This window comes from Parazoarcus communis (genome assembly GCF_003111645.1).
GTDB classification, from domain to species: domain Bacteria; phylum Pseudomonadota; class Gammaproteobacteria; order Burkholderiales; family Rhodocyclaceae; genus Parazoarcus; species Parazoarcus communis_A.
On record NZ_CP022187.1, the window covers coordinates 496,993 to 520,361 of the forward strand.

General features: G+C 60.9%; 15 protein-coding genes. 14 read left to right on the plus strand and 1 reads right to left on the minus strand.

The window, feature by feature from the left end; genetic code table 11:
• Positions 1-137 precede the first annotated feature (137 nt).
• The 13 genes from CEW83_RS02435 to CEW83_RS02495 all read left to right on the plus strand — a co-directional run bounded on the left by CEW83_RS02435 (position 138) and on the right by CEW83_RS02495 (position 18,566).
• A complete protein-coding gene (locus CEW83_RS02435) occupies positions 138-1,412 on the plus strand; it encodes a cytochrome P450 (RefSeq protein ID WP_108947923.1) in 1,275 nt (424 codons plus the stop codon).
• Positions 1,413-1,549: 137 nt separating this feature from the next.
• Positions 1,550-3,259, plus strand: a complete 1,710-nt coding sequence (locus CEW83_RS02440) for an NAD(P)H-dependent oxidoreductase subunit E (protein ID WP_108947924.1) — start codon at positions 1,550-1,552, stop codon at positions 3,257-3,259.
• Positions 3,256-6,054, plus strand: coding sequence for a formate dehydrogenase subunit alpha (gene fdhF, locus CEW83_RS02445; protein ID WP_108947925.1), 2,799 nt, complete (start codon positions 3,256-3,258; stop codon positions 6,052-6,054). The genes CEW83_RS02440 and fdhF overlap by 4 nt, the downstream gene beginning before the upstream one ends.
• 140 nt (positions 6,055-6,194) lie before the next feature.
• The gene (locus CEW83_RS02450; protein ID WP_234418961.1) at positions 6,195-7,505 is read left to right on the plus strand and encodes an amidohydrolase family protein; all 1,311 of its coding nucleotides are present in this window, start codon (positions 6,195-6,197) and stop codon (positions 7,503-7,505) included.
• Between the two features lie 126 nt (positions 7,506-7,631).
• On the plus strand, positions 7,632-8,777 hold the full coding sequence (locus CEW83_RS02455; protein WP_108947926.1) for an acyl-CoA dehydrogenase family protein: 1,146 nt from the start codon (positions 7,632-7,634) through the stop codon (positions 8,775-8,777).
• A gap of 2 nt (positions 8,778-8,779) precedes the next feature.
• Positions 8,780-9,835: an acyl-CoA dehydrogenase gene (locus CEW83_RS02460; RefSeq protein WP_108947927.1), complete on the plus strand. Its 1,056-nt coding sequence runs from the start codon at positions 8,780-8,782 to the stop codon at positions 9,833-9,835.
• Positions 9,832-10,632, plus strand: coding sequence for a crotonase/enoyl-CoA hydratase family protein (locus tag CEW83_RS02465; RefSeq protein ID WP_108947928.1), 801 nt, complete (start codon positions 9,832-9,834; stop codon positions 10,630-10,632). Before CEW83_RS02460 ends, CEW83_RS02465 begins: the two co-directional genes overlap by 4 nt.
• Before the next feature lie 67 nt (positions 10,633-10,699).
• Positions 10,700-11,794, plus strand: a complete 1,095-nt coding sequence (locus CEW83_RS02470) for an acyl-CoA dehydrogenase family protein (protein WP_199915190.1) — start codon at positions 10,700-10,702, stop codon at positions 11,792-11,794.
• Positions 11,795-12,218: 424 nt separating this feature from the next.
• Positions 12,219-12,851: a GTP cyclohydrolase I FolE gene (gene folE / locus CEW83_RS02475; RefSeq protein ID WP_108947930.1), complete on the plus strand. Its 633-nt coding sequence runs from the start codon at positions 12,219-12,221 to the stop codon at positions 12,849-12,851.
• 13 nt (positions 12,852-12,864) lie between these two features.
• A complete protein-coding gene (locus CEW83_RS02480) occupies positions 12,865-13,305 on the plus strand; it encodes a bacteriohemerythrin (RefSeq protein ID WP_234418962.1) in 441 nt (146 codons plus the stop codon).
• Positions 13,306-13,980: 675 nt separating this feature from the next.
• On the plus strand, positions 13,981-15,183 hold the full coding sequence (locus tag CEW83_RS02485) for a dsDNA nuclease domain-containing protein (protein WP_108947932.1): 1,203 nt from the start codon (positions 13,981-13,983) through the stop codon (positions 15,181-15,183).
• Complete coding sequence (locus CEW83_RS02490) at positions 15,180-16,904, plus strand: hypothetical protein (protein WP_108947933.1); 1,725 nt, start codon at positions 15,180-15,182, stop codon at positions 16,902-16,904. The genes CEW83_RS02485 and CEW83_RS02490 overlap by 4 nt, the downstream gene beginning before the upstream one ends.
• A gap of 216 nt (positions 16,905-17,120) precedes the next feature.
• Positions 17,121-18,566: a S1 family peptidase gene (locus CEW83_RS02495; RefSeq protein WP_108947934.1), complete on the plus strand. Its 1,446-nt coding sequence runs from the start codon at positions 17,121-17,123 to the stop codon at positions 18,564-18,566.
• Positions 18,567-18,732: 166 nt separating this feature from the next.
• On the opposite strand, the gene CEW83_RS02500 is transcribed toward CEW83_RS02495, so the two are convergent.
• Positions 18,733-19,644 (minus strand): LysR family transcriptional regulator, encoded by a 912-nt coding sequence (locus tag CEW83_RS02500; RefSeq protein WP_108947935.1) that lies wholly within the window; start codon positions 19,642-19,644, stop codon positions 18,733-18,735.
• Positions 19,645-19,739: 95 nt separating this feature from the next.
• Here CEW83_RS02500 and CEW83_RS02505 point away from each other — a divergent pair, with 95 nt between their 5' ends.
• Positions 19,740-23,333 (plus strand): indolepyruvate ferredoxin oxidoreductase family protein, encoded by a 3,594-nt coding sequence (locus CEW83_RS02505; protein WP_108947936.1) that lies wholly within the window; start codon positions 19,740-19,742, stop codon positions 23,331-23,333.
• Positions 23,334-23,369: the final 36 nt, after the last annotated feature.

The window sequence follows — 23,369 nt, forward strand, 5'->3', positions numbered from 1 at the left end:
TGGTCCGCGCTAAATAGTTACTTGGCGGCTGATAAGATATAAGGCACTATTCTAAAAAGTGTTCAATAAACGTCGAGGCGGGCCCGTGCAAATCCCGCCGGGACCGTCAAGACAGTAAGCCGACGAGGAGACAGATCATGAACAATGCCAAGAATGTGACGCTTGAGGATGCATTTGCCGGGGTGGCTGATAATTATCGTGGCGAGGACGTCGATCTCAACGCGATCTATCGCGAGATGCGCAAGAACTCGCCCATCATTGCCGAGAACTTCATGGGCAAGCTCGGTGTCCCGAACATCGCCGGCCTTGATGCCAATCGGCCCACGTACACCGTGTTCAAGTACAAGGACGTGATGAACGTGTTGCGCGATGCGACCCACTACACCAGTGGATTCATCGCAGAGGGACTCGGCGCCTTTTTCGACGGCCTGATCCTTACCGGTATGGATGGCGAGGCACACAAGAAGGCTCGGGGACTGCTGCAGCCGATCTTCATGCCGGATGTCGTCAATACGTGGCGCGACAGCAAGATGGACCCGATCGTGCGCAACGAGTATCTCCTGCCAATGGTGTCGGAGAAGAAAGCTGACCTGATGGAGTTTGCGCTCTATTTTCCGATTCGCCTTATCTATGCACTGATTGGATTTCCCGACGATAAGCCAGAGAAGGTCAAGCAATATGCGGCATGGGCGCTGGCGATTCTTGCCGGCCCTCAGGTCGACGCCGAGAGGGCTGCGCTCGCACGCAAGGCTGCAATGGAGGCGGCGAAAGCACTCTACGATGCAGTCATGGAGGCTGTGGTCGAGGTCAGGCGCAATGGCGCCGAAGGCAACGATCTGATCAGTCGGTTGATTCGTGCCGAGTACGAAGGCCGCAAGCTCGACGACCACGAGATCACCACTTTTGTTCGCTCGCTGCTGCCTGCTGCGGGTGAAACCACAACCCGTACCTTTGGCTCACTGATGGTGCTGCTGCTTGAACGCCCCGAGTTGCTCGAACGGATCCGCAATGATCGCAGTCTCGTGGGCAAGGCTATCGATGAGGCTATCCGTTTTGAGCCGGTGGCAACCTTCAAGGTGCGTCAGGCAGCGGAGGATATCGAGCTTGCGGGCATGCCTATCCCTAAGGGCGCAATGGTGCAATGCATCGTCTCATCGGCCAACCGCGATGAAGAGGTCTTCGAGAACAGCGAAACCTTCGATATCGATCGCAAGCTCAAACCGTCTTTCGGCTTCGGCTTTGGCCCGCACATGTGTATCGGTCAGTTCATTGCCAAGACCGAATTGCAGGTGGCGCTCAATGCAGTGCTCGATTTGCTGCCCAACATACGCCTGGATCCTGACTTTCCCGCGCCTCGTATTACTGGTGCGCAGCTGCGAGGGCCGCATTCAGTCAGGGTCATCTGGGATTAACCGAGGAGACGGCTAGTCGAGCCCGATTGCCCATGGGGGAGACCTCATGATGGTTTTCGGGCTCTGCCCTTTCGTGCGCTCCCTTCGCATGGGAAGCGTGCTGTTGGATGAAGACCGTAGCACCAAGGATTGTCTAGATGTCTGTCCAAACTGGACTCGCCAGAGGTCCAAATCTTCCCCCGCTTAATGTTGCCGCCCGTGCTGCGGCACAGGCTGCGCTTGCGGGCGAGACGCCGCAGCGCGACCGGTTGATCGAGTATCTGCACCGTCTGCAGGATGCGCACGGTGCGCTGTTCGCGGATCACCTCGCGGCACTGGCCGAGGCGATGAAGCTGGCGCGGGCCGAGGTGTATGAGGTCGCGACCTTCTATCATCACTTCGATGTCGTGGCTGAGGGCGAGGCCGCGCCGGCTGGGCTCACCGTGCGGGTGTGCGATTCGCTGACCTGCGCGATGCACGGCGGCGAAGAACTGGCTGGGGCGCTTGAAGGCCGTTTCGGCGCGGGTGTGCGGATACAGCGCGTACCCTGCGTCGGGCGTTGCGACTGCGCGCCGGTGGCGGTTGTGGGGCAGAACCCCGTTCATCAGGCGAGTGCGGACAAGGTGATGGCCGTGGTGGACGCCGATGATCGCGTCGAACCCGCGCCTGACATCATCGATTTCGACGCCTACCGCGTGGCGGGTGGCTACCACCTCTATGAAACGATGCGCAGCGGCGAACACGACGTCGACGAGGTGCTCGGCGTGCTCGACACCGCCATCCTGCGGGGCCTTGGCGGCGCGGGATTTCCGGCGGCGCGCAAATGGCGGACGGTGATGGCGCAGCCGGCGCCGCGCAACATGGCAGTAAATATCGACGAGGGCGAGCCCGGCACCTTCAAGGATCGCCACTACCTCGGGCGCGATCCGCACCGTTTCATCGAAGGCATGCTGATAGCAGCCCGCGTGGTCGGCATCGCCGCGATCTGGATCTACATCCGCGACGAATACCCCGCCTTGCGCAAAATGCTCATCACCGAACTCGACAAGGTGCGCGCAGCCTGGCCCGACCTGCCGCCGATCGAAGTGCGCCGGGGCGCGGGCGCCTATATCTGCGGCGAAGAGTCGGCGATGATCGAATCGATCGAAGGCAAACGCGGCATGCCGCGGCTGCGCCCGCCCTATGTGGCCGAAGTGGGCCTCTTCGGGCGTCCGACGCTGGTGCACAACCCGGAAACCCTGTGGTGGGTGCGTGACATCGTCGACACCAGCCTGGTGCAGGGCTACGACTGGCTGGAAAAGCGCGGACGCAACTGCCGTCAGGGCCTGCGCAGCTTCTCGGTCAGCGGCCGCGTGGCCAAGCCCGGCGTGATCGTCACCGATGCCGGCATCACCCTGCGCCAGCTCATCGACGAGCACTGCGGCGGCATGGAGCCGGGGCACGAACTCTACGGCTATTTCCCCGGTGGCGCCTCGGGCGGCATGCTGCCGGCGAGCCTCGCCGATGTGCCGCTCGACTTCGACACGCTCGCGCCCTACGGCTGCTTCATCGGCTCGGCTGCCATCGTCGTGTTCTCGCAGCAGGACAAGGCACGTGCGCTGGCCGAGAACGCCATGCACTTCTTCGCCCACGAATCCTGCGGCCAATGCACGCCGTGTCGTGTGGGCACCGCCAAGGCCGCCGGCCTGATGGCCGCGAAGACGTGGGATGCGCCGCTCCTTGAAGAACTGGGCAGCGCGATGATGGACGCCTCGATCTGTGGCCTCGGCCAGGCCGCGCCCAACCCGGTGCGCTCGGTGCTGCGCTATTTCCCGCATGAGGTGGGTGCCACGCCAGCCGATGCGCGCGCAGGGGAGGGCGCAGCATGACGACCTTCACCACTGGGACCCTCGCCACCGACACCATCGCCTTCGAGCTCGACGGCCAGACCGTCGAGGCCGCCCCCGGCGAAACCATCCTGCTCGCCGCCCGCCGCGCCGGCGTCGATATTCCGCACCTGTGCTACACAGACGGACTGCGTGCCGACGGCAACTGCCGCGCCTGCGTGGTCGAGATCGACGGCGAGCGGGTGCTCGCCCCGTCATGCTGCCGTGCGCCCAAGCCCGGCATGAAGGTCAAGGCCACAAGCGATCGCGCCCGTGCCTCTCAGCGCATGGTGCTCGAGCTGCTGCGTGCTGACGTCGCACCCGAAACCGAGAAAGTCGACTCCGAACTCGCGCACTGGTGCGACGAGCTTGGTGTCGGCGCCAGCCGCTTTGCCCCGCGCGAGCAGCCTGCAGCTGATATCAGCCACCCCGGCATCGCCGTCAATCTGGCCGCCTGCATCCAGTGCAACCGCTGCGTGCGCGCCTGCCGCGAAGAACAGGTCAACGACGTCATCGGCTACGCCCACCGTGGCGAAGCCTCGAAGATCGTGTTCGATCTCGACGTAAGCATGGGCAGCTCAACCTGTGTCGGTTGTGGCGAATGCGTGCAGGCCTGTCCGACCGGCGCCCTGCTGCCGGCGACCGTCAGCGCGAACGCAGCCGTGGCAGAGGCGACGGCTGCGCGCTACGTCCCAACGCGCAAGGTCGATTCGCTGTGCCCCTTCTGTGGCGTGGGCTGCCAGCTCACCTACCATGTGGCGGGCGAGGGTGCCGCGCAGAAGATCGTCTTCGCCGAAGGCCGCGATGGCCCCGCCAACGCTGGCCGGCTGTGTGTTAAAGGCCGCTACGGTTTCACCTACAGCCGTAACCGCGAACGCCTCACCGTGCCGCTGATCCGCAAGCCCGGTATCCCCAAGGGCGTGAATCTCGACCCCGCCAACCCGCTCGCCGCCTTCCGCGAAGCCAGCTGGGAAGAGGCGCTCGACTTCGCCGCCGCAGGGCTCGCCCGCATCAAGCGCGCGCACGGCCCGCACGCGCTGGCCGGCTTCGGCTCGGCCAAGGGCAGCAACGAAGAGGCCTACCTGTTTCAGAAGCTCGTGCGTACCGGCTTTGGCACCCACAACGTCGACCACTGCACCCGGCTGTGCCACGCCTCATCGGTGGCGGCGCTGCTCGAAGGCATCGGCTCGGGTGCGGTGTCCAACCCGGTGCGCGACGTCGAGTTTGCCGATCTCATGATCGTCATCGGCGCCAACCCGGCGGCCAATCACCCAGTGGCGGCAAGCTTCATCAAGAACGCCGCAGAGCGCGGATCGAAGCTGGTGATGATGGACCCGCGCCAGACCCCGCTCGCACGCCATGCCTGGCGCACGCTGCAGTTCCGCCCCGATGCCGATGTGGCGCTGCTGCTGTCGATGGCCTGCGTCATCATCGAAGAAGGCCTCACCGATCCGGCCTTCATCGCTGCCCGCACCGAAGGCTTCGATGCCTTCCGCGACGCCGCCCTGCAGTACCCGCCCGAGCGCATGGCGCCGATCACCGGCATCGAGGCCGACACCGTGCGCGAAGTCGCCCGCGCCTATGCCCGTGGCCCCAACAGCATCATCTTCTGGGGCATGGGCGTGTCGCAGCACACCCACGGCACCGACAACGTGCGCTGCCTGATCGCGCTGGCGCTGATGACCGGCCAGATCGGCCGCCCCGGCACCGGCCTGCATCCGCTGCGTGGGCAGAACAACGTGCAGGGCGCGTCCGACGCCGGTCTCATCCCGATGATGTTCCCCGACTACCAGCGCGTGGCCGAGCCCGAAGTACGCGCCCGCTTCGAATCCCTGTGGGGTGCGAAGCTGGCAGAAGAACCCGGTCTCACCGTGGTCGAGATCATGGACGCCGCCAGCGCCGGGCGCATCCGTGGCATGTACGTCGAGGGCGAGAACCCGGCGATGTCCGACCCCGATCTCGAACACGCCCGTGCCGCGCTGGCCGGGCTCGAACACCTCGTCGTGCAGGACATCTTCCTCACCGAAACCGCAATGCTCGCCGACGTCGTGCTGCCCGCCTCCAGCCTGTACGAAAAGTCCGGCAGCTTCACCAACACCGACCGTCTGGTGCAGATGTCGCAACCGGTACTGCCACTGCCCGGCGAGGCACGGCAGGACTGGTGGATCATCCAGCAGATCGCGCAACGCATGGGGCTGGCCTGGGATTACGCCGGCCCGGCCGAGATCTTCGGCGAACTCACCCGTGCCATGCCCAGCTACGCCGGCATCACCTGGGCGGCGCTCGAAGGCGAGGGCGCCGTGGTCGCGCCGAAAATCGCGGTCGAGGCGCCGTCGCAACCGGTGCTGTTCCAGACCGACTTCCCCACCCGCAACGGCCTCGGCCGCTTCGTCCCAGTCACGCCGCTGCCCGCAGCCGAACTGCCGGATGCCGACTACCCCATGGTGCTCATCACCGGTCGCGTGCTCGAACACTGGCACACCGGCAGCATGACGCGCCGCGCCGAGGTGCTCGACGCGCTCGACCCCGTGCCCTGGTGCGGCATGCATCCGGACGACATGGCAAAAACCGGCGTCAGCCATGGCGAGCACGTCGAGCTCGAAACCCGTCGCGGCCAGATCGAGCTCGAAGTCCGCGCCGACGAAGGCGTGCAGCGCGGCTCGGTGTTCATGGCCTTCTGCTACGTCGAAGCCGCCGCCAACCTGCTCACCCAGCCCGCCCTCGACCCCTTCGGCAAGATCCCCGAATTCAAGTACTGCGCCCTGCGGGTACGTTTCAAAGGGGTCAGAGTCGTTTGATCTGCAACGAGGTCGTTTGCACCGCTCTTAATATGAACAATATTAAAAAAAGTGTTTAACAAAATGACTTTCATGCTCTAAGATGAAGGCTCGATAACAGTTCGCGCATGTGACGCGAACCCAACTCCAAGAGGAGACACATGATGCAAATGGAAGACCTGATCCTCGTCAGCGTTGATGACCATGCGATTGAGCCGCGCGGTGCCTTCGACCGCCACATGCCCGCGAAGTACAAAGGTCGCCAACCCAAGGTCGAGAATCGCAATGGGCGCGATATCTGGGTATTCGAGGAGCAGGCCACCGGCTACATGGGCTTGAACTCGGTTGTTGGTCGGCCCAAGGAGGAGTACGGCATGGAGCCGCTCTCTTACGAGCAGATGCGTCGCGGTACGTGGGACATCAAGGCCCGCGTCGAAGACATGAACGCCAACGGCGTGCTCGGTTCGATCTGTTTCCCGACCTTTCCTGGCTTTGCCGGGCAGCGCTTCCAGGTTATGCCCGACAAGGCCGTCAGTCTTGCTGCAATCCAGGCCTACAACGACTGGCATCTGCACGACTGGTGCAACGCTGCGCCGGGTCGCTTCATCCCGCTGATGATGGTGCCATGGTGGGATATGCAGGCTGCTGCTGCCGAGGTTCGCCGCATGGCCGCGCAAGGCGTGCACGCGCTTACCCTCTCGGACAACCCCACCGTGCATGGCTATCCGTCCATTCACAACGCGCACTGGGATCCGCTGTGGCAAGCCTGCGAAGAAAACAACGTGGTCATCTGCTGCCACATCGGCACGGGCGTCAAGGCCGCCCATGCGTCCGACGAGTCGCCCATCGATGCGTGGATTACCTCGATGCCGATTTCAATCTCCAACTCGGCTGCCGACTGGATCTGGGCGCCGATGTGGAAGAAGTATCCCAAGCTGCGCATGGCGCTGTCAGAGGGCGGCATCGGATGGATCCCCTATCTGCTTGAGCGTGCTGACTTCACCCATAACCACCATCACGCCTGGACCAACTCAAACTTCGGCGGCAAAAAGCCGAGCGACATCTTCAATGAGCACTTCATCACCTGCTTCATTGAAGACGCGTTCGGTCTGCGCAACCTCGATTCGATCAATGTCGACAAGGTGACCTGGGAATGCGATTACCCGCATTCGGACTGCACCTGGCCGAATTCCGCAGATGTGTTCTGGAATCAGGCAAAGCATCTGCCTGAAGAGATCATTAACAAGATCACTCACCTCAACGCGATGCGCGAGTTTTCCTATGACCCGTTCGCGGTTCTGGGGCGCGAGAACTGCACAGTGGGTGCGCTGCGCGCGCAGGCCGGTCACGTCAGCATTGAGCCGGCGCTCGGACTCGGCGGTGCCGCCCCTGAACGCGATCCGACGAAGCCGGTGACCTCGGGTGACATCAACAAGATGTTCGCCTCGGCAGACGCTCAGACCGCGCTCTGAGTTGTTGTCCCCGCACCGGAAGCGTTTCCGCTCCCGGTTCTGTTCGGGGCCTGCGCCGTCGCTGACGGCGTGGGTCGCGTATCCAACGCCGTCTCCATGTGCTGACGGCTCATATGCGAACGCATCATGTCCATAGATCAGTTCAAATACAGCCGTATTCCGCCTGAAGCCGAGGCTTTGCGCGGCGATGTGCGCGCCATTCTTGCAGATGCACTTAAGGACTATCCGACGATCCGCCGGGCAGATTCGTGGATGGGCTTCGATGCCGAATTCAGCCGTCGTTTGGGTGCGCAGGGCTGGGTTGGCATGGCCTTGCCCAAAGCCTACGGCGGTGGCGATGCGAGCCCATTTGCGCGCTACGTCGTGATCGAAGAGTTGCTCGCCGCAGGGGCGCCTGTGTCTGCACACTGGTTTGCCGACCGCCAAAGCGGGCCGCAGATTCTTCACTACGGCACCGATGCTCAAAGGGACCGTCACCTGCCAGCGATTTGCCGTGGTGAGCAATTCTTCTGTATCGGGATGAGCGAGCCTAACTCGGGGTCGGATCTTGCATCGATCAAGACCCGTGCGGTTCGGAAGGGTGAAAAGTGGGTCATCAACGGACAAAAAGTCTGGACCACCAATGCCCATCGCTCACATTACATGATCGCGTTGGTGCGAACCGGTGAGAACAGCAAACGTCAGGAAGGCCTGTCACAGTTCATCATCGACCTGAGTCTTCCGGGTATCACCATCCGCCCGATCAAGGATTTGACGGGCTCTGAGCATTTCAATGAGGTGTTCTTCGACGATCTCGTGGTGGGTGACGACGCCATTATCGGCACCGAGGGGCAGGGCTGGTCGCAAGTGACGGCCGAGCTCGCATTCGAACGCAGTGGCCCCGAGCGTTTTCTGAGTTCCATAGCACTTTTGCATACCCTGATCGATGCGGTCGGAAAGCATCCCGATGCGCTCCAGGCCAAGGAAATTGGCCGCCTCGCTGCTCGACTAGTGACCTTGCGCCACATGTCGCTCGCTGTAACTGCGCAGCTGGCAGCTGGAAAAAATCCTGCCTGGGAAGCCTCTGTCGTCAAGGATCTGGGGGCAGTATTCGAGCAGGAGATTCCCGAATTGGCGCAATTGCTGTGCGAGCTTCCGCCAACATCGGCGGGCGGTTGCGACCATGCGCAGGTTCTCGCCTATCTGACCCAGATGGCGCCATCGTTTTCATTGCGCGGCGGTACGCGGGAGATTCTCCGCGGCATCATTGCGCGCGGACTGGGGCTACGTTGAACATGAGAGAGATTTTTGATTCCACCCTCGAGCGCCTGTTTTCGGATCTCGTCACCGTCGATGTCGTTCTAGCCGCCGAAGGCGGCAACTGGCCTACCGAGTTGTGGCAGAACATCGAGGAGTCTGGCTTCACCATGGCACTTGTTCCCGAGGAGCTCGGCGGCGCCGGCGCCAGTTGGGCCGATGTCTGCGGGATCATCCGGCTTTGCGGTCGCTTCAACCTTCCCGTGCCACTGCCTGAGGCGATGCTTGCCAACTGGTTGCTGGGCGCGAGTGGTCTTGAAGGCGTTGCCGGTACATTGAGCTTTGCTTCTGCTGGCGATCTGAGAATTGAGAATGGGGTTGTCAGCGGCTCTGTGACGGGTGTGCCCTGGGGGCGAGAGGTTTCCCGAATTGTGGCGATTGCCCAAGGAGAAGTGCCCACGGTGGTGCTCTTGTCGGTTGAGGCAGCAGGGCTCGAGCCTAGCGCCAATACTGCGGGCGAAGCGCGCGACACGTTTGTGTTTGCGTCGGTGAAACCGCTTGCTGCGGCGGCTTTGCCGACCGCGGTGGGTACGCGGGTACTCGAGACTGGCGGCGCTATGTTGCGGGCTGCGCAGATCGCTGGCGCACTTGAGGCGACGCTTAACCTCACTTCGACTTATGCCGGAGAGCGCGTTCAGTTTGGCAAGGCGATCGGCAGTTTTCAGGCGATCCAGCACCAGATTGCAGTGCTCTCCGAGCATGCCGCAGCATCGGTCATGGCTGCCGAAGCGGCCTTTGCCGAATCGGGCGACACCTTTGCAGTTCTGCAGGTGATGGCAGCCAAGATCTGCGCATCCGAGGCTGCGGGCATTGCTGCCAGCGTGGCGCACGGTGTTCACGGCGCGATCGGCTTTACTCACGAACATGCGCTGCATCTCACTACCCGCCGCTTGTGGTCATGGCGCAGCGAGTATGGCTCGCTCACCTACTGGTCGCAGCAACTCGGACGTGCCATTTGTGCAGGCGGCTCGGGCTCGCTCTGGCCAGCCATCACATGCGGCGCGCTTGCTGAAGCCAAGGAAGTCACTGTATGAAGCCATTTCTCATCACTGAGCGCGATGGCGCCATTCTTGTCGTACGCATGGATAGTCCGGAAACCCGGAATGCGCTTTCCGAACCGTCACAGATGCAGGCGTTTGTCGATCTGTGCGCCATGGTGCGCGCAGATCGCAGCGTGAAGGTTGTCGTGCTCACGGGCAACGGGCCGGCCTTCTGCGCTGGCGGCAACGTCAAGGACATGCGTGACCGCGGCGGCATTTTTGCGGGCTCGCCCTATGAGGTCCGCGAGAGCTACCGTAACGGTATCCAGCGTATCCCGTTATGCCTCTATGACCTGGATGTACCCGTCATCGCAGCGATGAACGGTCCTGCCATTGGCGCGGGGCTCGACCTCGCCTGCATGTGTGACGTACGCATTGCCGCCGACACGGCGAAATTCGCCGAGAGTTTCGTCAAGCTGGGAATCGTGCCAGGAGACGGCGGTGCCTGGCTGCTGCCTCGCATTGTCGGTATGCCCAAGGCCAGTTTGATGGCGCTGACCGGCGACATGATCGATGCGCAGACGGCTCTGGCCTGGGGGCTGGTCACTGAAGTCGTTCCGCTTGCCGAACTTGAAGCCTCAGCGATGTCGCTTGCGCGGCGGATGGCGTCCAACCCGTCGCACGGTCTGCGCCTCACCAAGCGCCTGTTGCGCGAGGGGCAGCATATGCGCCTCGATTCGCTGCTTGAACTGTCGGCAGCCTTTCAGGCGCTGGCACATCACACCGAAGACCACACGGAAGCGGTCGCAGCCTTCCTGGAGAAGCGCGACCCGGAATTCACCGGACGCTGAACGCGCACCGGCACAAAAATAGTCAGGAGACAGAAGGATGCGCTCGGTATTCAGGGAAGACCACGAAATGTTCCGCGAAATGGCGCGGCGCTTCATCGAAAACGAGATCGTGCCCCACCTGCACGAGTGGGAACAGGCTGGCATCGTTCCCAAATCGGTGTGGCGCAAGGCGGGTGAGGTTGGTTTGCTGTGTTCCACCGTACCTGAGGAGTACGGTGGTGCCGGTGGAGACTTTGGCCACTCCGCCGTGATGATCGAGGAACTTGCTCGGGTCAACGCGACTGCGATTGGCTTTACGACCCACTCCGAAATCGTCGCGCCTTACATCGTTGCCTATGGCACCGAAGAGCAGAAGCAGAAGTGGCTGCCGCGGATGGTGTCAGGCGAGATGATCGGCGTGATAGCGATGAGTGAGCCAGGCGTCGGATCCGATCTCCGCTCAATGCGAACCAGTGCGCGCCGGGATGGTGACCACTATGTCATCAACGGCCAGAAGACCTTTATCACCAACGGCGGCAACGCCGATCTTATGGTCACCGCCACCAAGCTTGACCCGAATGCAAAGGAGCTCACCCTCATTTGCGTCGAGGCGGATCGGGCGGGCTTCTCCAAGGGCCGTTTGCTTGAGAAGATCGGGCTAAAGGGCCAGGACACCTCTGAGCTCTTCTTTGACGACGTGCGTGTCCCAGCAGAAAACCGCCTCGGGGACGAGAATAAGGGTTTTGGTTACCTTACGCACCAGCTTGCATGGGAACGCACCATCATCGGCATCCGCGCGGCCGCATCAATCGAGGCCCTGATAGAGGACACGCTGCAGTACGTGCGCGAACGTCAGGTCTTTGGCAAGACCGTGTTCGATTTTCAGAATACCAAGTTCAAGCTTGCTGAATGCAAGGCACAGGCGACCATGTTGCGCGTATTCGTGGATGACTGCCTGGGCAAGGCGATGCGTGGAGAACTGTCGCCCGAGGTTGGCGCGATGTGCAAGCTGATGGGCTCTGAGATGCAAGGCAAGGTGCTCGATGAATTGCTTCAGCTCCATGGCGGCTACGGCTTCATGAGCGAGTACAAGATCAGCCGTGCTTGGGTTGACGCACGGGTTGCACGGATCTACGGCGGAACATCGGAGATCATGAAAGAGATCATTGCGCGCTCACTCTGATCGGTCGAAAAGAATGCGACAGACGGCAGGTTGCGCGGGTTTCTTCGACAATCGGGAGTTCCGTAGAGGAGCTTGTGGCAGCGTCACGCGACGTCGCCGAAGGCGCGCATGTGCAGGTTGATGCTGCGGTTACAACGGCAATTTCTGTCGAGCAGATGGTGGCAAATCTTGCGCTTATTTCGGCTAACGCTGAAGAAGTGCGTAATTCGGCCTCCGCAAGCCAAAGTGGCGCGCAGGCTGGCTTGCGATCCTTGTCCTGGCTGCCAGCGCTTCTCCAGCATCGCCGGACAGGGCAAGGGTATTGCGGCAGATGTCGAGGCCTCGGTTGAACGTCTGCGCGAAGTGGTCTTCAAACTGAATCACTCGGTGGCCAGATTCAATACCGTCTGAACACCGTCGATCGGAATGTACAAGGAATGACGCAATGACGAACGAACGAGTGGCAACCGATACCGACCACACCAGCGACGTCAGTCGCGCGGACGCCGAAGCTGCGGTGCGCACACTGATCCGCTGGGCCGGAGACGATCCGGCACGTGAAGGGCTGCTTGATACGCCTTCGCGTGTGGTGCGGTCGTACGAGGAGTTCTTTTCCGGCTACGCTCAGGATCCTGCCGAGATCCTCTCCCGCACTTTCTCAGAGGTTGATGGCTACGACGAAATGATCGTCATGACGGACATCCGATTCGAGAGCCACTGTGAGCACCATATGGTGCCGATCATCGGGAAGGCTCACGTTGGCTACCTCCCTGATCGCCGGGTCGTGGGTATTTCAAAGCTTGCCAGACTGGTTGAAATCTACGCTAAGCGCCTGCAGATTCAGGAGAAGATGACGGTGCAGATCGCTGATACCCTGCATTCGGTGCTCCAGCCAAAGGGTGTCGCAGTGGTCATTGAAGCCTCGCACCAATGCATGACTACTCGCGGCGTACACAAGCCGGGCGTGGGGCTGGTGACCAGTCGCATGCTTGGCGCCTTTCGAAAGGATGCGTCAACCCGGCGCGAGTTTCTTGCCATCGTCGGCATGTCGGCGGGCAACGTCCTGCCAAATACCTGAAGGGAGATCAGTCGTGAGCGAAAGCCCCCTTATCTGGAGTGATGAGCTTCTGCTCGGCTATGGGCCGATGGACGATATTCACGAGGAGTTCGTCGATATCGTACATGCCATGCAGGTTGTTGCTGACGAAGCGCTTCCTGCATTGCTGGATCGCTTCGCCGCCCACGCCGAACATCATTTCAGTGAAGAAGCCGCATGGATGAACTCGGGCGATTACCCTGCCCGCGATTGCCATGTCGACGAGCACGACAAGGTCATGGCCTCGGTGCGAGAGGTGCAACAACTGGTTGCAGCCGGCGATATCGACGTTGCCCGCCGCCTTGCGCGTGCCCTGGAGGAGTGGTTCCCTGGCCACGCCACCTACATGGACTCCGCCCTCGCACAATGGATGGTCAAGCGAAGCTCCGGCGGCGTACCGATCGTGCTGCGGCGGAAGGCGGCGAAGGTGGAATAGGGGGAGTGATCCGGCGACGGTGGCACGCGGAGTGTGGATTAATCGCAGTCGACATTAACCTTGGTTTGATCACGTTGAATGAGCAGCTTGACCTTCAACCGCGATAAACACACGTTGAGGCATTGAGCGTCCTGTTACGCAGACCTTCGAAGTAGGTGTCACTTGTGCAAGCCCCGATGCAGAGCTGGCTCCAGCCAACAACAAACCTAGCAATCGCTGACGATGCTGGAGCGGGGAAATGCGCATCAGGTTTGTCATGGCGGTAGGTCAGTCGGCTTGGCTAGTGAGGCAAGACCTTGCGCCGGGGGGCAAGCGCAAACGAACACCGCCTGCAGGTGGCGTTGAGCACCGTGCGACCGCCGCCAGCATCACTTCGATCGTTTCTTCAACGCAAATCAACCGGCCCTTAGGTTGAAGGCAGATGGTCGGCCGGAGCTGACGCTGAGCTGACCCTGATTCGAGGGCCGGTCTCGATCTCGAAGCGGCCATAGACGTCGAACTCGGTCCGACTGGCATGAGATTGCTAAATAGGCCAATGAGGGGCGTTAGTTGAGAGGGTTTGCATCGTGTATCAATATGCCAAGTAAAGTAGACTACGCAAATTCGGTGTCGCGTTTTAGATGACGTGGTGATACTGTCGATAGAGAGCACAGGCCAGAATCCAAGAAGCGATAAATGTCACAGCGGACCCATACGAGGCGCGCGGAGAGCGTTCAGGACAGCCTGGCAGTCTTACTCCGTGACCGTCCCATAGACGAGAAGAACGGCGCCAATGCCAGCCTAGGCTTCACCTTCCAGCAGTGGTGGGCCACCCTATCGATCGCCGAACTTCTTGGCGGCGAAGATGACTTCGCCGTGGGCGTCGAGGTCAAGGAGGACGTAGCGATCCTCGATTCCGCGCAAGCCCCCACAACAGTGGAGTTTTGCCAAGTCAAGAAGCATGAGCGCGAAGGCGTTTGGGTTCTGAAGGATCTTCACAAGAAGGGCAGTAAACGCAAGGACGGCACGCATGAGCATTCCATCCTCGCCAAACTGTATGCCCGTCGAGCGCAATTCGGGGCCTCCCGTGCAAATCTGAAGTTTGTCTCCAACATCGGGGTCAAGCTGCCCGACGAAGCTGGTGGGGCGTCCCTCGCTACCAATACAGACTTGTCCTCTCTGACAGCCGAGCAGCAGACGCTCGTGAAGCTCGCCATCAGTACTCAACTGTGCATCCCGGAAGTGGAGGTCGACTTGGCGGGCGTTCTGGTTTACAAGACCAATCTCCCGCTGGGTGAGCCAGAGATTTTCGTCAGTGGGAAGCTAGAGCAACTATCGTCCACGGGTCGGCTGCCGTTCCCGCTGAGTCATACGTCGGTGGCGGCGCGTGTCCTTGCCAGCGAAATACAGAGCCGGGCGTCCAGCACCACCTACGCACGCAACTTTGAAGAACTCAAGCTCCGCATCATCTCCAAGGCCCAGGCCTTGGACATCCTGGCCAATGTCGCACAGTCGAGGGCGCCGCTGAGTGAAATCCTAGACGAAGCCACTACCGAGTTGGATCGGGAGGGGCACCCCTTCATCGAGCGCAAGGACATCAAGGCCCACCGGGTCAGGGTATGCGCCGATGCATCCGACCGGACCAACATGATATTCAGCGGGGTCGCGAACGCGCTTCAGCGGGCTCGATTTCCAGTTGAGGCTGCCATCGGCGCGAAGGCGACGTTGGGCGAACTGATGAACCAGGTTGTTGAGGAGGCCCGGGCATCGAGCCTAGCCGAGTGCAGCGGCCTACCCTTGGGCTATATCCGCGCTGTGGCGCTACTGGTGCTATTCGATGCAATCGACCTCAATGTATTCACTGCTCCGGCTGGTTCGGAACCTAAGGAAGAAAAATGAACCAGCGCGTGACTTACAAGACGCTCTGGCTCGTGTCCGCGAGAGACGGGAGCGCCAGAAAGCAGCAGTTCAGTCAGAAGACGCTGCTGCTGGGACCGAACGGAACCGGTAAGTCGCGGATCGTCAAGAATCTGTATTGGGTTTTTGGGTGCAAGACTCGAAAGCGCGACGCAGGCATCTGGGATCCAGACACCGTCGCCGCCTTGGAGTTCGCGTATCGCGACACCAACTATATCGTTGTCCGCGACGGTAAGCGGCTTGGTATGTTCGAAGACAACGACCAGTTGCTCTTCTCTGCCGACAACATGAGTGCTTGGTCCAAGCAGATTGCAGCCTTTTTCGGCTTCGAGCTAAGGCTCAAGCGCCCCCAGAGTGCGACCTTCTCGCAAGCCGGACCAGAGTATATGTTCATGCCGTTCTATATGGACCAGGACGGTAGTTGGGGCGCCGGTTGGGATACCTTCGAACAGCTTACACAGTTCTCGAACTGGAAGGGCGCCACCTTCGAATCCTTCATTGGAATGAGGCCCAATGCCTACTTTCATGCGAAATATCTTTCGACCGAGATTGGTGACCGAGCCAATGAGCGGCGGAAGGAGCTCGAAGCGCACCGAGCAGCGTTCAAGCGGGTGCAAGACGTCCTGCCCAAGAACCTGCCGTCCCTCAACTTTGCCGCGTTCCGCAGCGAACTGGCCGAGCTTGGTCGCAAGGCGACCAAGCTCCAGCAAGATCAGGTTCGCATTCGCGGGCAACTGCTGGGTCTTGTCAACATTCGTGAGAAGGTGAAGTCGGAGCTGAAAATTGCCCTTGCGGCTTCCAGCGAGCTGAAGGGTGACTTTGCATACCTGACCGATCGCGCTGGCGAGTCCATCGAGTGCCCCACCTGTGGCACCGTGCACGAAAACTCCTTCCATGCACGCATTCTTCTCTCCAGCGATGCGGAGTCCCTGGGAGGTCTCATCATGGAGCTTCGGACACAGGTGGACGACATCGGCAGCAAGGAGGCCAGCATCCGCGCCAGCTTGCAATCAGTGGAGCGCGACATCGCCGAACTGGACAAGCTTCAACAGGAGCGGCGCGCCAAACTGAAACTAGAGGAGGTCCTCGCTTCTCAGAGCAAGAGGACACTCGACACAGCCTTCCAGCGTGTCAGCCGCGATCTTTCCGGGGCACTGAAGAAACTCGAGGCAGAGAAGGCGAAGGCGGACGAACAGGCCAAGAAGTTCGAAGACCCGAAGCGCCTGTCTGCAGTGCGCCAGTATTTTTCGGCGCAAGTATCGAGTCTGTCCAGCTTGGTCGACGTCCCCATAGATGAGCAGATCGGCGAACCGAAGCCCGGTACACGTGCGCAGTCTGGAGGAAGCTCCGCGCCTCGATCCATGCTGGCAGTCCACCTGGCCATGCTCGCGACCAACGCTGAATGGGGCGACTCCCCACTATTTCCCTTTGTCGTTGATACCCCGCAGCAGTCGGGCCAGGACGATTCCAATCTGACGAAGATGGTCCAAGTTTTGGGCAGAGCTGCCGGAGTTCACCATCAAGTCATATTGGCAGCGGAGCGCTTGCCAACGAGCGTACAGCTAGGAGACTTCGAAGTTGTACGGCTGACGGAGAAGAGACAGGTCCTTTCGAAGGACATTTTTGATGAGGCGGTGGCACGCCTTCAAGAGCCCCTATCGGCGCTGAGAGAGAGCCTAAGACCTGCGGTCCAAACCGCATGATGAACGGTACAGTGACCAACTCCAAAGTCATTGAGTGGTCAATTTTGGAGGACCGTACCCCGTTTTGAACGGCCATTCAGGTGGGCGCGCGCCAGACTGACCCGCTTGGCACACCCGCCGGACGCGTAGCCTGCCGGAATTGTTGCCCGCTACCGTGCCTGCCAGCGGCAGGCCGACTGGTCTCGTGATCAGACCTATCTATGGGGACAAAGACCGATGCTCTCAGTCCGTATCACCGAAGATAATCCTGCGCTCGCGACGCTGCAGCGGTCCTGGGCCACCGCCATATATTCTGACGAGGACGGCATAGGGCCCATGGGATCGTTGCACGAGGCCGGCGATGCGCTGGTCGCCCTCGCCCTGATCGAAGAAGACGGCCCCATCGTGCTGGGCAGTGGCGTCATGATTGGTCCGGGACTGGCAGTGGCGGCCACGCACGTGCTGGAAGAGTTCACCGCTCGGAACGCCGACCCGGTGCTGCTAACATTCGTGCCAGATGGGGCACGTGCCTGGCTTCCGCGCGAGCGGTCGACCGTGACGGGGCCCAGTGCCTTCGGAGCGGATCGCCGGATCGTCTCAGACATATCGCTGCTGGGCTGCACTCTGAACTCGGAGGCGCACGTGCACCATCCGCTGACGCTGGCGCCGCTGCGGGTCGCCCTGCCTCTGGTCGGTGAGCGCCTCTGGGCGTTCGGCTACCGCCACGGCGCGCTGCAAGACGCCGAGGCGCTGATCACACCGCTTGTAACGTCCGGAGTGGTGACCAAGGCCTATCCGCACGGCCGCGGCGAACGCATGCCTTCCGCGTGCATTGAGGTCTCGATGGATACCAAAGGCGGCATGAGTGGTGGACCCGTGGTCAACGCCAACGGCGAGCTGGTGGGCATCGTGTCGTCGTCAATCGACGGCGGGCCGTCCTACGTCACTCTGATCTGGGAGGCGCTTCGCCTAAAGGTCTCCAACAGGCTGTCGTCGCCTGCGTGGGGCGATATCGACCTGTTCGCGGCGCGGGCCCTAGGACTCGTGAAGCTCAAGGGCCGGGTCAGAAGGAGCAAGCGCGGCGACATTAGGATGGCGTTGTCCGAGCCCGAGGCCGAACTGATGGCAGTGTCGGTGGATCCCGCGCCAATGGTGTCGTCGCGGTCCACGCGCAGGCTGCTTGCCGATGCGCAGTTGGAGGAGTTCGAAGAACGGTGGCTTCCTGAGATAGAAACAGCAGCGGCCGACACCGCGCTGGCGCATCTGGAGAAGTTAGCGCTGCCGTCGGTGCACTGCTTCCTTGCGGCGTCTGCCGTGCCCGCAGCGTGCTTGGCACCAATCCGGGCGTTCGCCGTCGAGGACTTAGAGGGCTCAGAGGACCCCGACCTTCTGTCTGTGTGGGAGGATGAGGATGGTACCGTTGCCATTGCCGTTGCCTTCGATCTGCTGTCGGTCGTATGGACGGTGCAAGTGCCCGCTGCGGACTATCTGGCGGTGGCAGGGGACTACGACGCTCATTTTATTAACACTTCGGTCGATGGTCCGACGGCAAGCATGGAGCTAGTCCAGCGCTGCCACTTTGAGGCGGAGCTCACCCTCGATCAAGAGGCCGCGCAGTTTATGCAGGCATCGATCACGTTTTCCGGTGTCATACGGCCTAAGCGGCGTGCTCCTCCGAGTTAATGCCGACATCGGGTCGGGAGTAATCATTCCATATGGTGGGAAGCTGCCGTCGAGAGCGAGTCGTGGCCGAGCGGCAAGTAACCGAAGCATAGCTGCTCGACAAGCGCAACGCGTCCAGTGTCGGCTCAGGCCGATCAGCTGTCGTCGATGACTCCCCGTAGCCCACTCAACTCCCACATGTCTGAATCAAAAACTGCCTGAACGCATCCGCTGGACGAGCTAGTTCGGCGCCTCGTTTCCAGATCAGTCCCACCTCCATGTCGGGTACAACGTCGAGGATGGGGCGGGATTCGATTTTCTTTCCTTCGAGGGACCACGGGCGATACATCATGTCCGACAGTATGGTGACGCCGAAGCCGTGGGCGATCAGGCCGCGCAGGGCTTCTACTGCGCCGGTGCGGAAGGCGATGTCGGGAGCGATACCTCGGGCTTGCCAGTAGCGCTGCGTGGAGCGTTCGCCTTCGTCTACGGTGATCTGAATGTAGGGGTAGGCGGCGATGTCTTCCAGTGCGGCATTGTCCTTTTGCAGCAAGGGGTGGTCGGCTGAGGTCCATAGCTGACGCCGCGATCGCAACAAGACGTGGTGGCCAAAGCGTTCGCGTTCGGTGACGTTGGAGAGGATGACGACGCCGAGTTCAATCTCTTCGCTCTCTACAGCTTTCTCGATCTCGGCGCGGTTCATGTCGCGCAGGTCCAGTCCAAGGTCGGGATAGTTGGCGCGGAAACGAGCGAGCAGGGGAGGAAGAAAGTAGCCGAGCACGGTGTAGGAGGCGCCGATTCGGATCGCGCCCTTGAGGTGGTGGGCCTGGAAACGAGGTTCGCGCAGCGCATCTTCAAGCGAATCAAGAATGTGACGGGTGCGTTGATAGAAGCCGTGACCTTCGGCGGTGAGGCTGACTCCGTGCGGTTTTCGGTCGAAAAGGCGCACACCAAGCGAGGCTTCCAGCAACAGCACCGCGTTGGTGATGGCCGATTGGGAGACATGGGCTCGAGTGGCGGCCATTGAGAACTGTCCCGTTTCGGCTGCGGCGACGAAGTAGCGCAGTTGGCGCAGGGTGACACTGTTATCTGCTGACATCTGTTTTCCTGATACCAGAACTCATTATTCGTGACTTTACGATAGATGAACATGTTTCTACTATATGTTCAAATAATGAAGAACTGGAGACACGGATGAACTCACCACTTTCTGCAGAGGCTGCAGGGGCCATGGCGTCGGTCAGTCTTGACGACAAGTACACCAAGGCAGTTGGACGGGTGTATATCAGCGGCACCCAGGCTCTCGCGCGACTGCCGATGCTGCAGAAAGAGCGTGACCGGCTTGCCGGGCTGAACACTGCTGGGTATATCTCGGGCTACCGTGGGTCTCCGCTCGGTGGGCTTGACCTGGCCTTGTGGAAGGCCAAGAAACATCTTGCCAGCCACGATGTGGTCTTTCAGCCGGGTCTCAACGAGGATCTTGCCGCAACCGCAGTGTGGGGTACGCAGCAGGTCAATCTTTATGCCAATGCTCAGCGCGACGGTGTGTTCGGCATGTGGTACGGAAAGGGGCCGGGTGTTGATCGTTCGGCCGATGTGCTCAAGCACGCCAACGCCGCTGGAACTTCGCCACATGGTGGAGTGCTGATGCTGGCGGGCGACGATCACGCGGCCAAGTCGTCATCGGTCGCACACCAGTCGGAACACCTTCTCATTGCCTGCGGTATCCCGGTGCTGTACCCGGCCAATGTTCAGGAATACCTCGACTTCGGTTTGCACGCCTGGGCGATGAGCCGTTATTCGGGCCTATGGGTGTCGATGAAGTGCGTGACCGACGTGGTTGAGTCCTCGGCCTCGGTCGATATCGACCCGGAACGCTTGAAGATAGTGATCCCCGAGCATTTCGAGATGCCCGAGGGGGGACTGAACATCCGCTGGCCCGATACCCCGCTAGCGCAGGAAGCGCGCATGCTCGATTACAAGTGGTACGCCGCGCTCGAGTACATCCGTGCCAACAAACTCAACAAGGTTGTGATCGATTCGCCTAATGCGCGCCTTGGCATCATGGCCGCGGGCAAGGCTTATCTCGATGTGCGTCAGGCGCTGACCGATCTTGGTCTAGATGAGGAAGCCTGTCAGCGCATCGGCATCCGACTTTTCAAGGTGGGTTGCGTCTGGCCGCTCGACGCGCAGGATGCACGCGAGTTTGCGACCGGACTCGAAGAAATTCTGGTGGTCGAGGAAAAGCGCCAGATTCTCGAATACGCGCTGAAGGAAGAACTGTACAACTGGCGTGAGGATGTCCGTCCCCGTATCTACGGGAAGTTTGATGAGCGCAACAATGCAGGTGGCGAATGGTCAGTGCCGCGTGGGCAATGGCTGCTACCGGCGCGTTACGAACTGTCGCCTGCGATCATCGCCAAGGCAATTGCGCTGCGGCTTGATCGGGTTGGTCTGCCTGACGATGTGCATGCCCGCTTGATGGCGCGGATCGAGGTGATCGAGGCCAAAGAGCGCGAGGCCGCACGCCCGCGCATTACCGTCGAGCGCAAACCATGGTTCTGCTCAGGGTGCCCGCACAACACTTCCACCCGCGTCCCCGAAGGCTCGCGAGCGCTCGCCGGAATCGGTTGTCACTACATGGCGATGTGGATGGATCGCAGCACGGAGACCTTCACCCAGATGGGGGGGGAGGGTGTGAGCTGGCTGGGGCAGATGCATTTTTCCGGCGACAAGCATGTATTCGTAAACTTGGGAGACGGTACCTACTTTCACTCCGGGATGCTCGCGATCCGCGCCGCCATCGCAGCAGGCGCAAACATCACGTACAAAATTCTGTTTAACGATGCAGTGGCCATGACAGGTGGTCAGCCGGTTGATGGAACGCTTACCGTGCCCCAGATTGCCTGTCAGGTAGCTGCGGAAGGTGCCGGCCGGATTCTGATCGTTACTGACGAGCCGGAGAAGTATTCGGAGCGCAAAGGCTTGCCTGAGCACGTGACTGTGCACCATCGAGACGAATTAGATGCGCTGCAGAAGCAGTTGCGCGAGTTGCAGGGTGTGTCGATCCTGATCTACGACCAGACTTGTGCCACCGAAAAGCGCCGCCGCCGTAAGCGTGGTGAGTATCCCGACCCGGCACGTCGCCCCTTTATCAATCCAGCCGTATGCGAAGGCTGCGGCGACTGCTCAGTGGCGTCCAACTGCCTGTCGGTGGAGCCGGTGGAAACGCCACTCGGCACCAAGCGCAAGATCAACCAGAGTTCGTGCAATAAGGATTTTTCGTGCCTTAAGGGTTTCTGCCCGAGCTTCGTCACGGCCGAGGGCGCCCAGTTGCGCAAGCCGCCTGCGGTTGAAGCGAGCCGCACTGGGCAGTCGATAATGGTTCCCGAGCCAGTTCTTCCGTTGCTCGACAAGCCTTGCGGAATCGTCGTGACCGGAGTTGGTGGGACGGGCGTCGTCACCATCGGTGCACTCATCGGCATGGCCTCGCACCTCGAAAACAAGGGTGTCACCGTACTCGATATGACTGGTCTGGCACAGAAGGGCGGGGCGGTGATGAGCCACGTTCAGGTGGCGGCGACACCGGAAGAGATTCATGCCACCCGGATCGCGACCGGCGAAGCGAACGTGCTGATCGGCTGCGACGAGATCGTATCGGCCTCGGGCGAGGTCTTGTCGAAGGTGCGACAAGGATTGACCCGCGCGGTGGTCAACAGTGCAAGGACACCTGCTGCGGAGTTTCTCTCCAATCCGGACTGGAAGTTTCCCGGGGTGGCTGCAGAGAATGACATCCGTGCTGGCGTTGGCGAGGACTGCGAATTCATCGATGCGAATGCACTCGCGCTCCAATTGCTCGGCGATACGCTTTACGCCAATCCTTTGTTGCTTGGTTATGCATGGCAGAAGGGATGGTTGCCGCTGGGCAAGGACGCGCTGTTGCGCGCAATCGAACTCAACGCGGTTGCCGTAGAGAAGAACAAGCAGGCATTCGAGTGGGGGCGGCTTGCTGCGCATGATCGCTCTGCACTGCCTGCTGCACCGGCCGCCCGCACCACCGAAGCGGTGGTCATGGAAATGCCGGTATCGCTCGATCGTGTCATCGCGCGCCGGATCGAGTTGCTGACTGCCTATCAGAATGAAAGGTATGCACGGCGCTACAGCGATGCAGTTGCAAGCGTGCGCGAAGCAGAGCAGCGCGTGGTCGGGACTGGCAAGCTGCAATTGACCGATGCGGTCGCTCGCAACCTGGCCAAGCTGATGGCATACAAGGATGAATACGAGGTTGCACGTCTGCATGCTGACCCGGCTTTCCTCGACCAGTTGCGCCAGCAGTTCGAAGGTGAGCCCGGCCGCGACTATCAGCTCAATTTCTATCTGGCACCGCCCCTTAGTGCGAAGCGTGATGCCGACGGGCATCTGCTGAAGCGTCGCTATGGCAGCTGGATGATGGGCGCCTTCAAACTGCTTGCGCGCTTCAAAGGCTTGCGTGGCAAAGCGCTGGACCCGTTCGGGCGAACAGAGGAGCGTCGTCAGGAGCGTCGACTGGTGGCGGACTACCTGGCCTTGATTGAAGAATTCTCCACCTCACTCACTGCAGAAAATCTTTCCTTTGCGATCGATCTAGCACGCGTGCCCGAGATGATCAGGGGCTATGGCCATGTCAAAGAGCGAAACATGCATGAGGCGCATGTTCGGCAAACGGCGCTGCTGGTCAACTACCGCAAACACTCCCCAGGTGGCGCGGCGCCATCAGGACGGGGGGTACGGGAGGCACTGCGGGCCTGACTGTTTGAGCGGGGTCCCCTTACGTTGTTTCCCCTT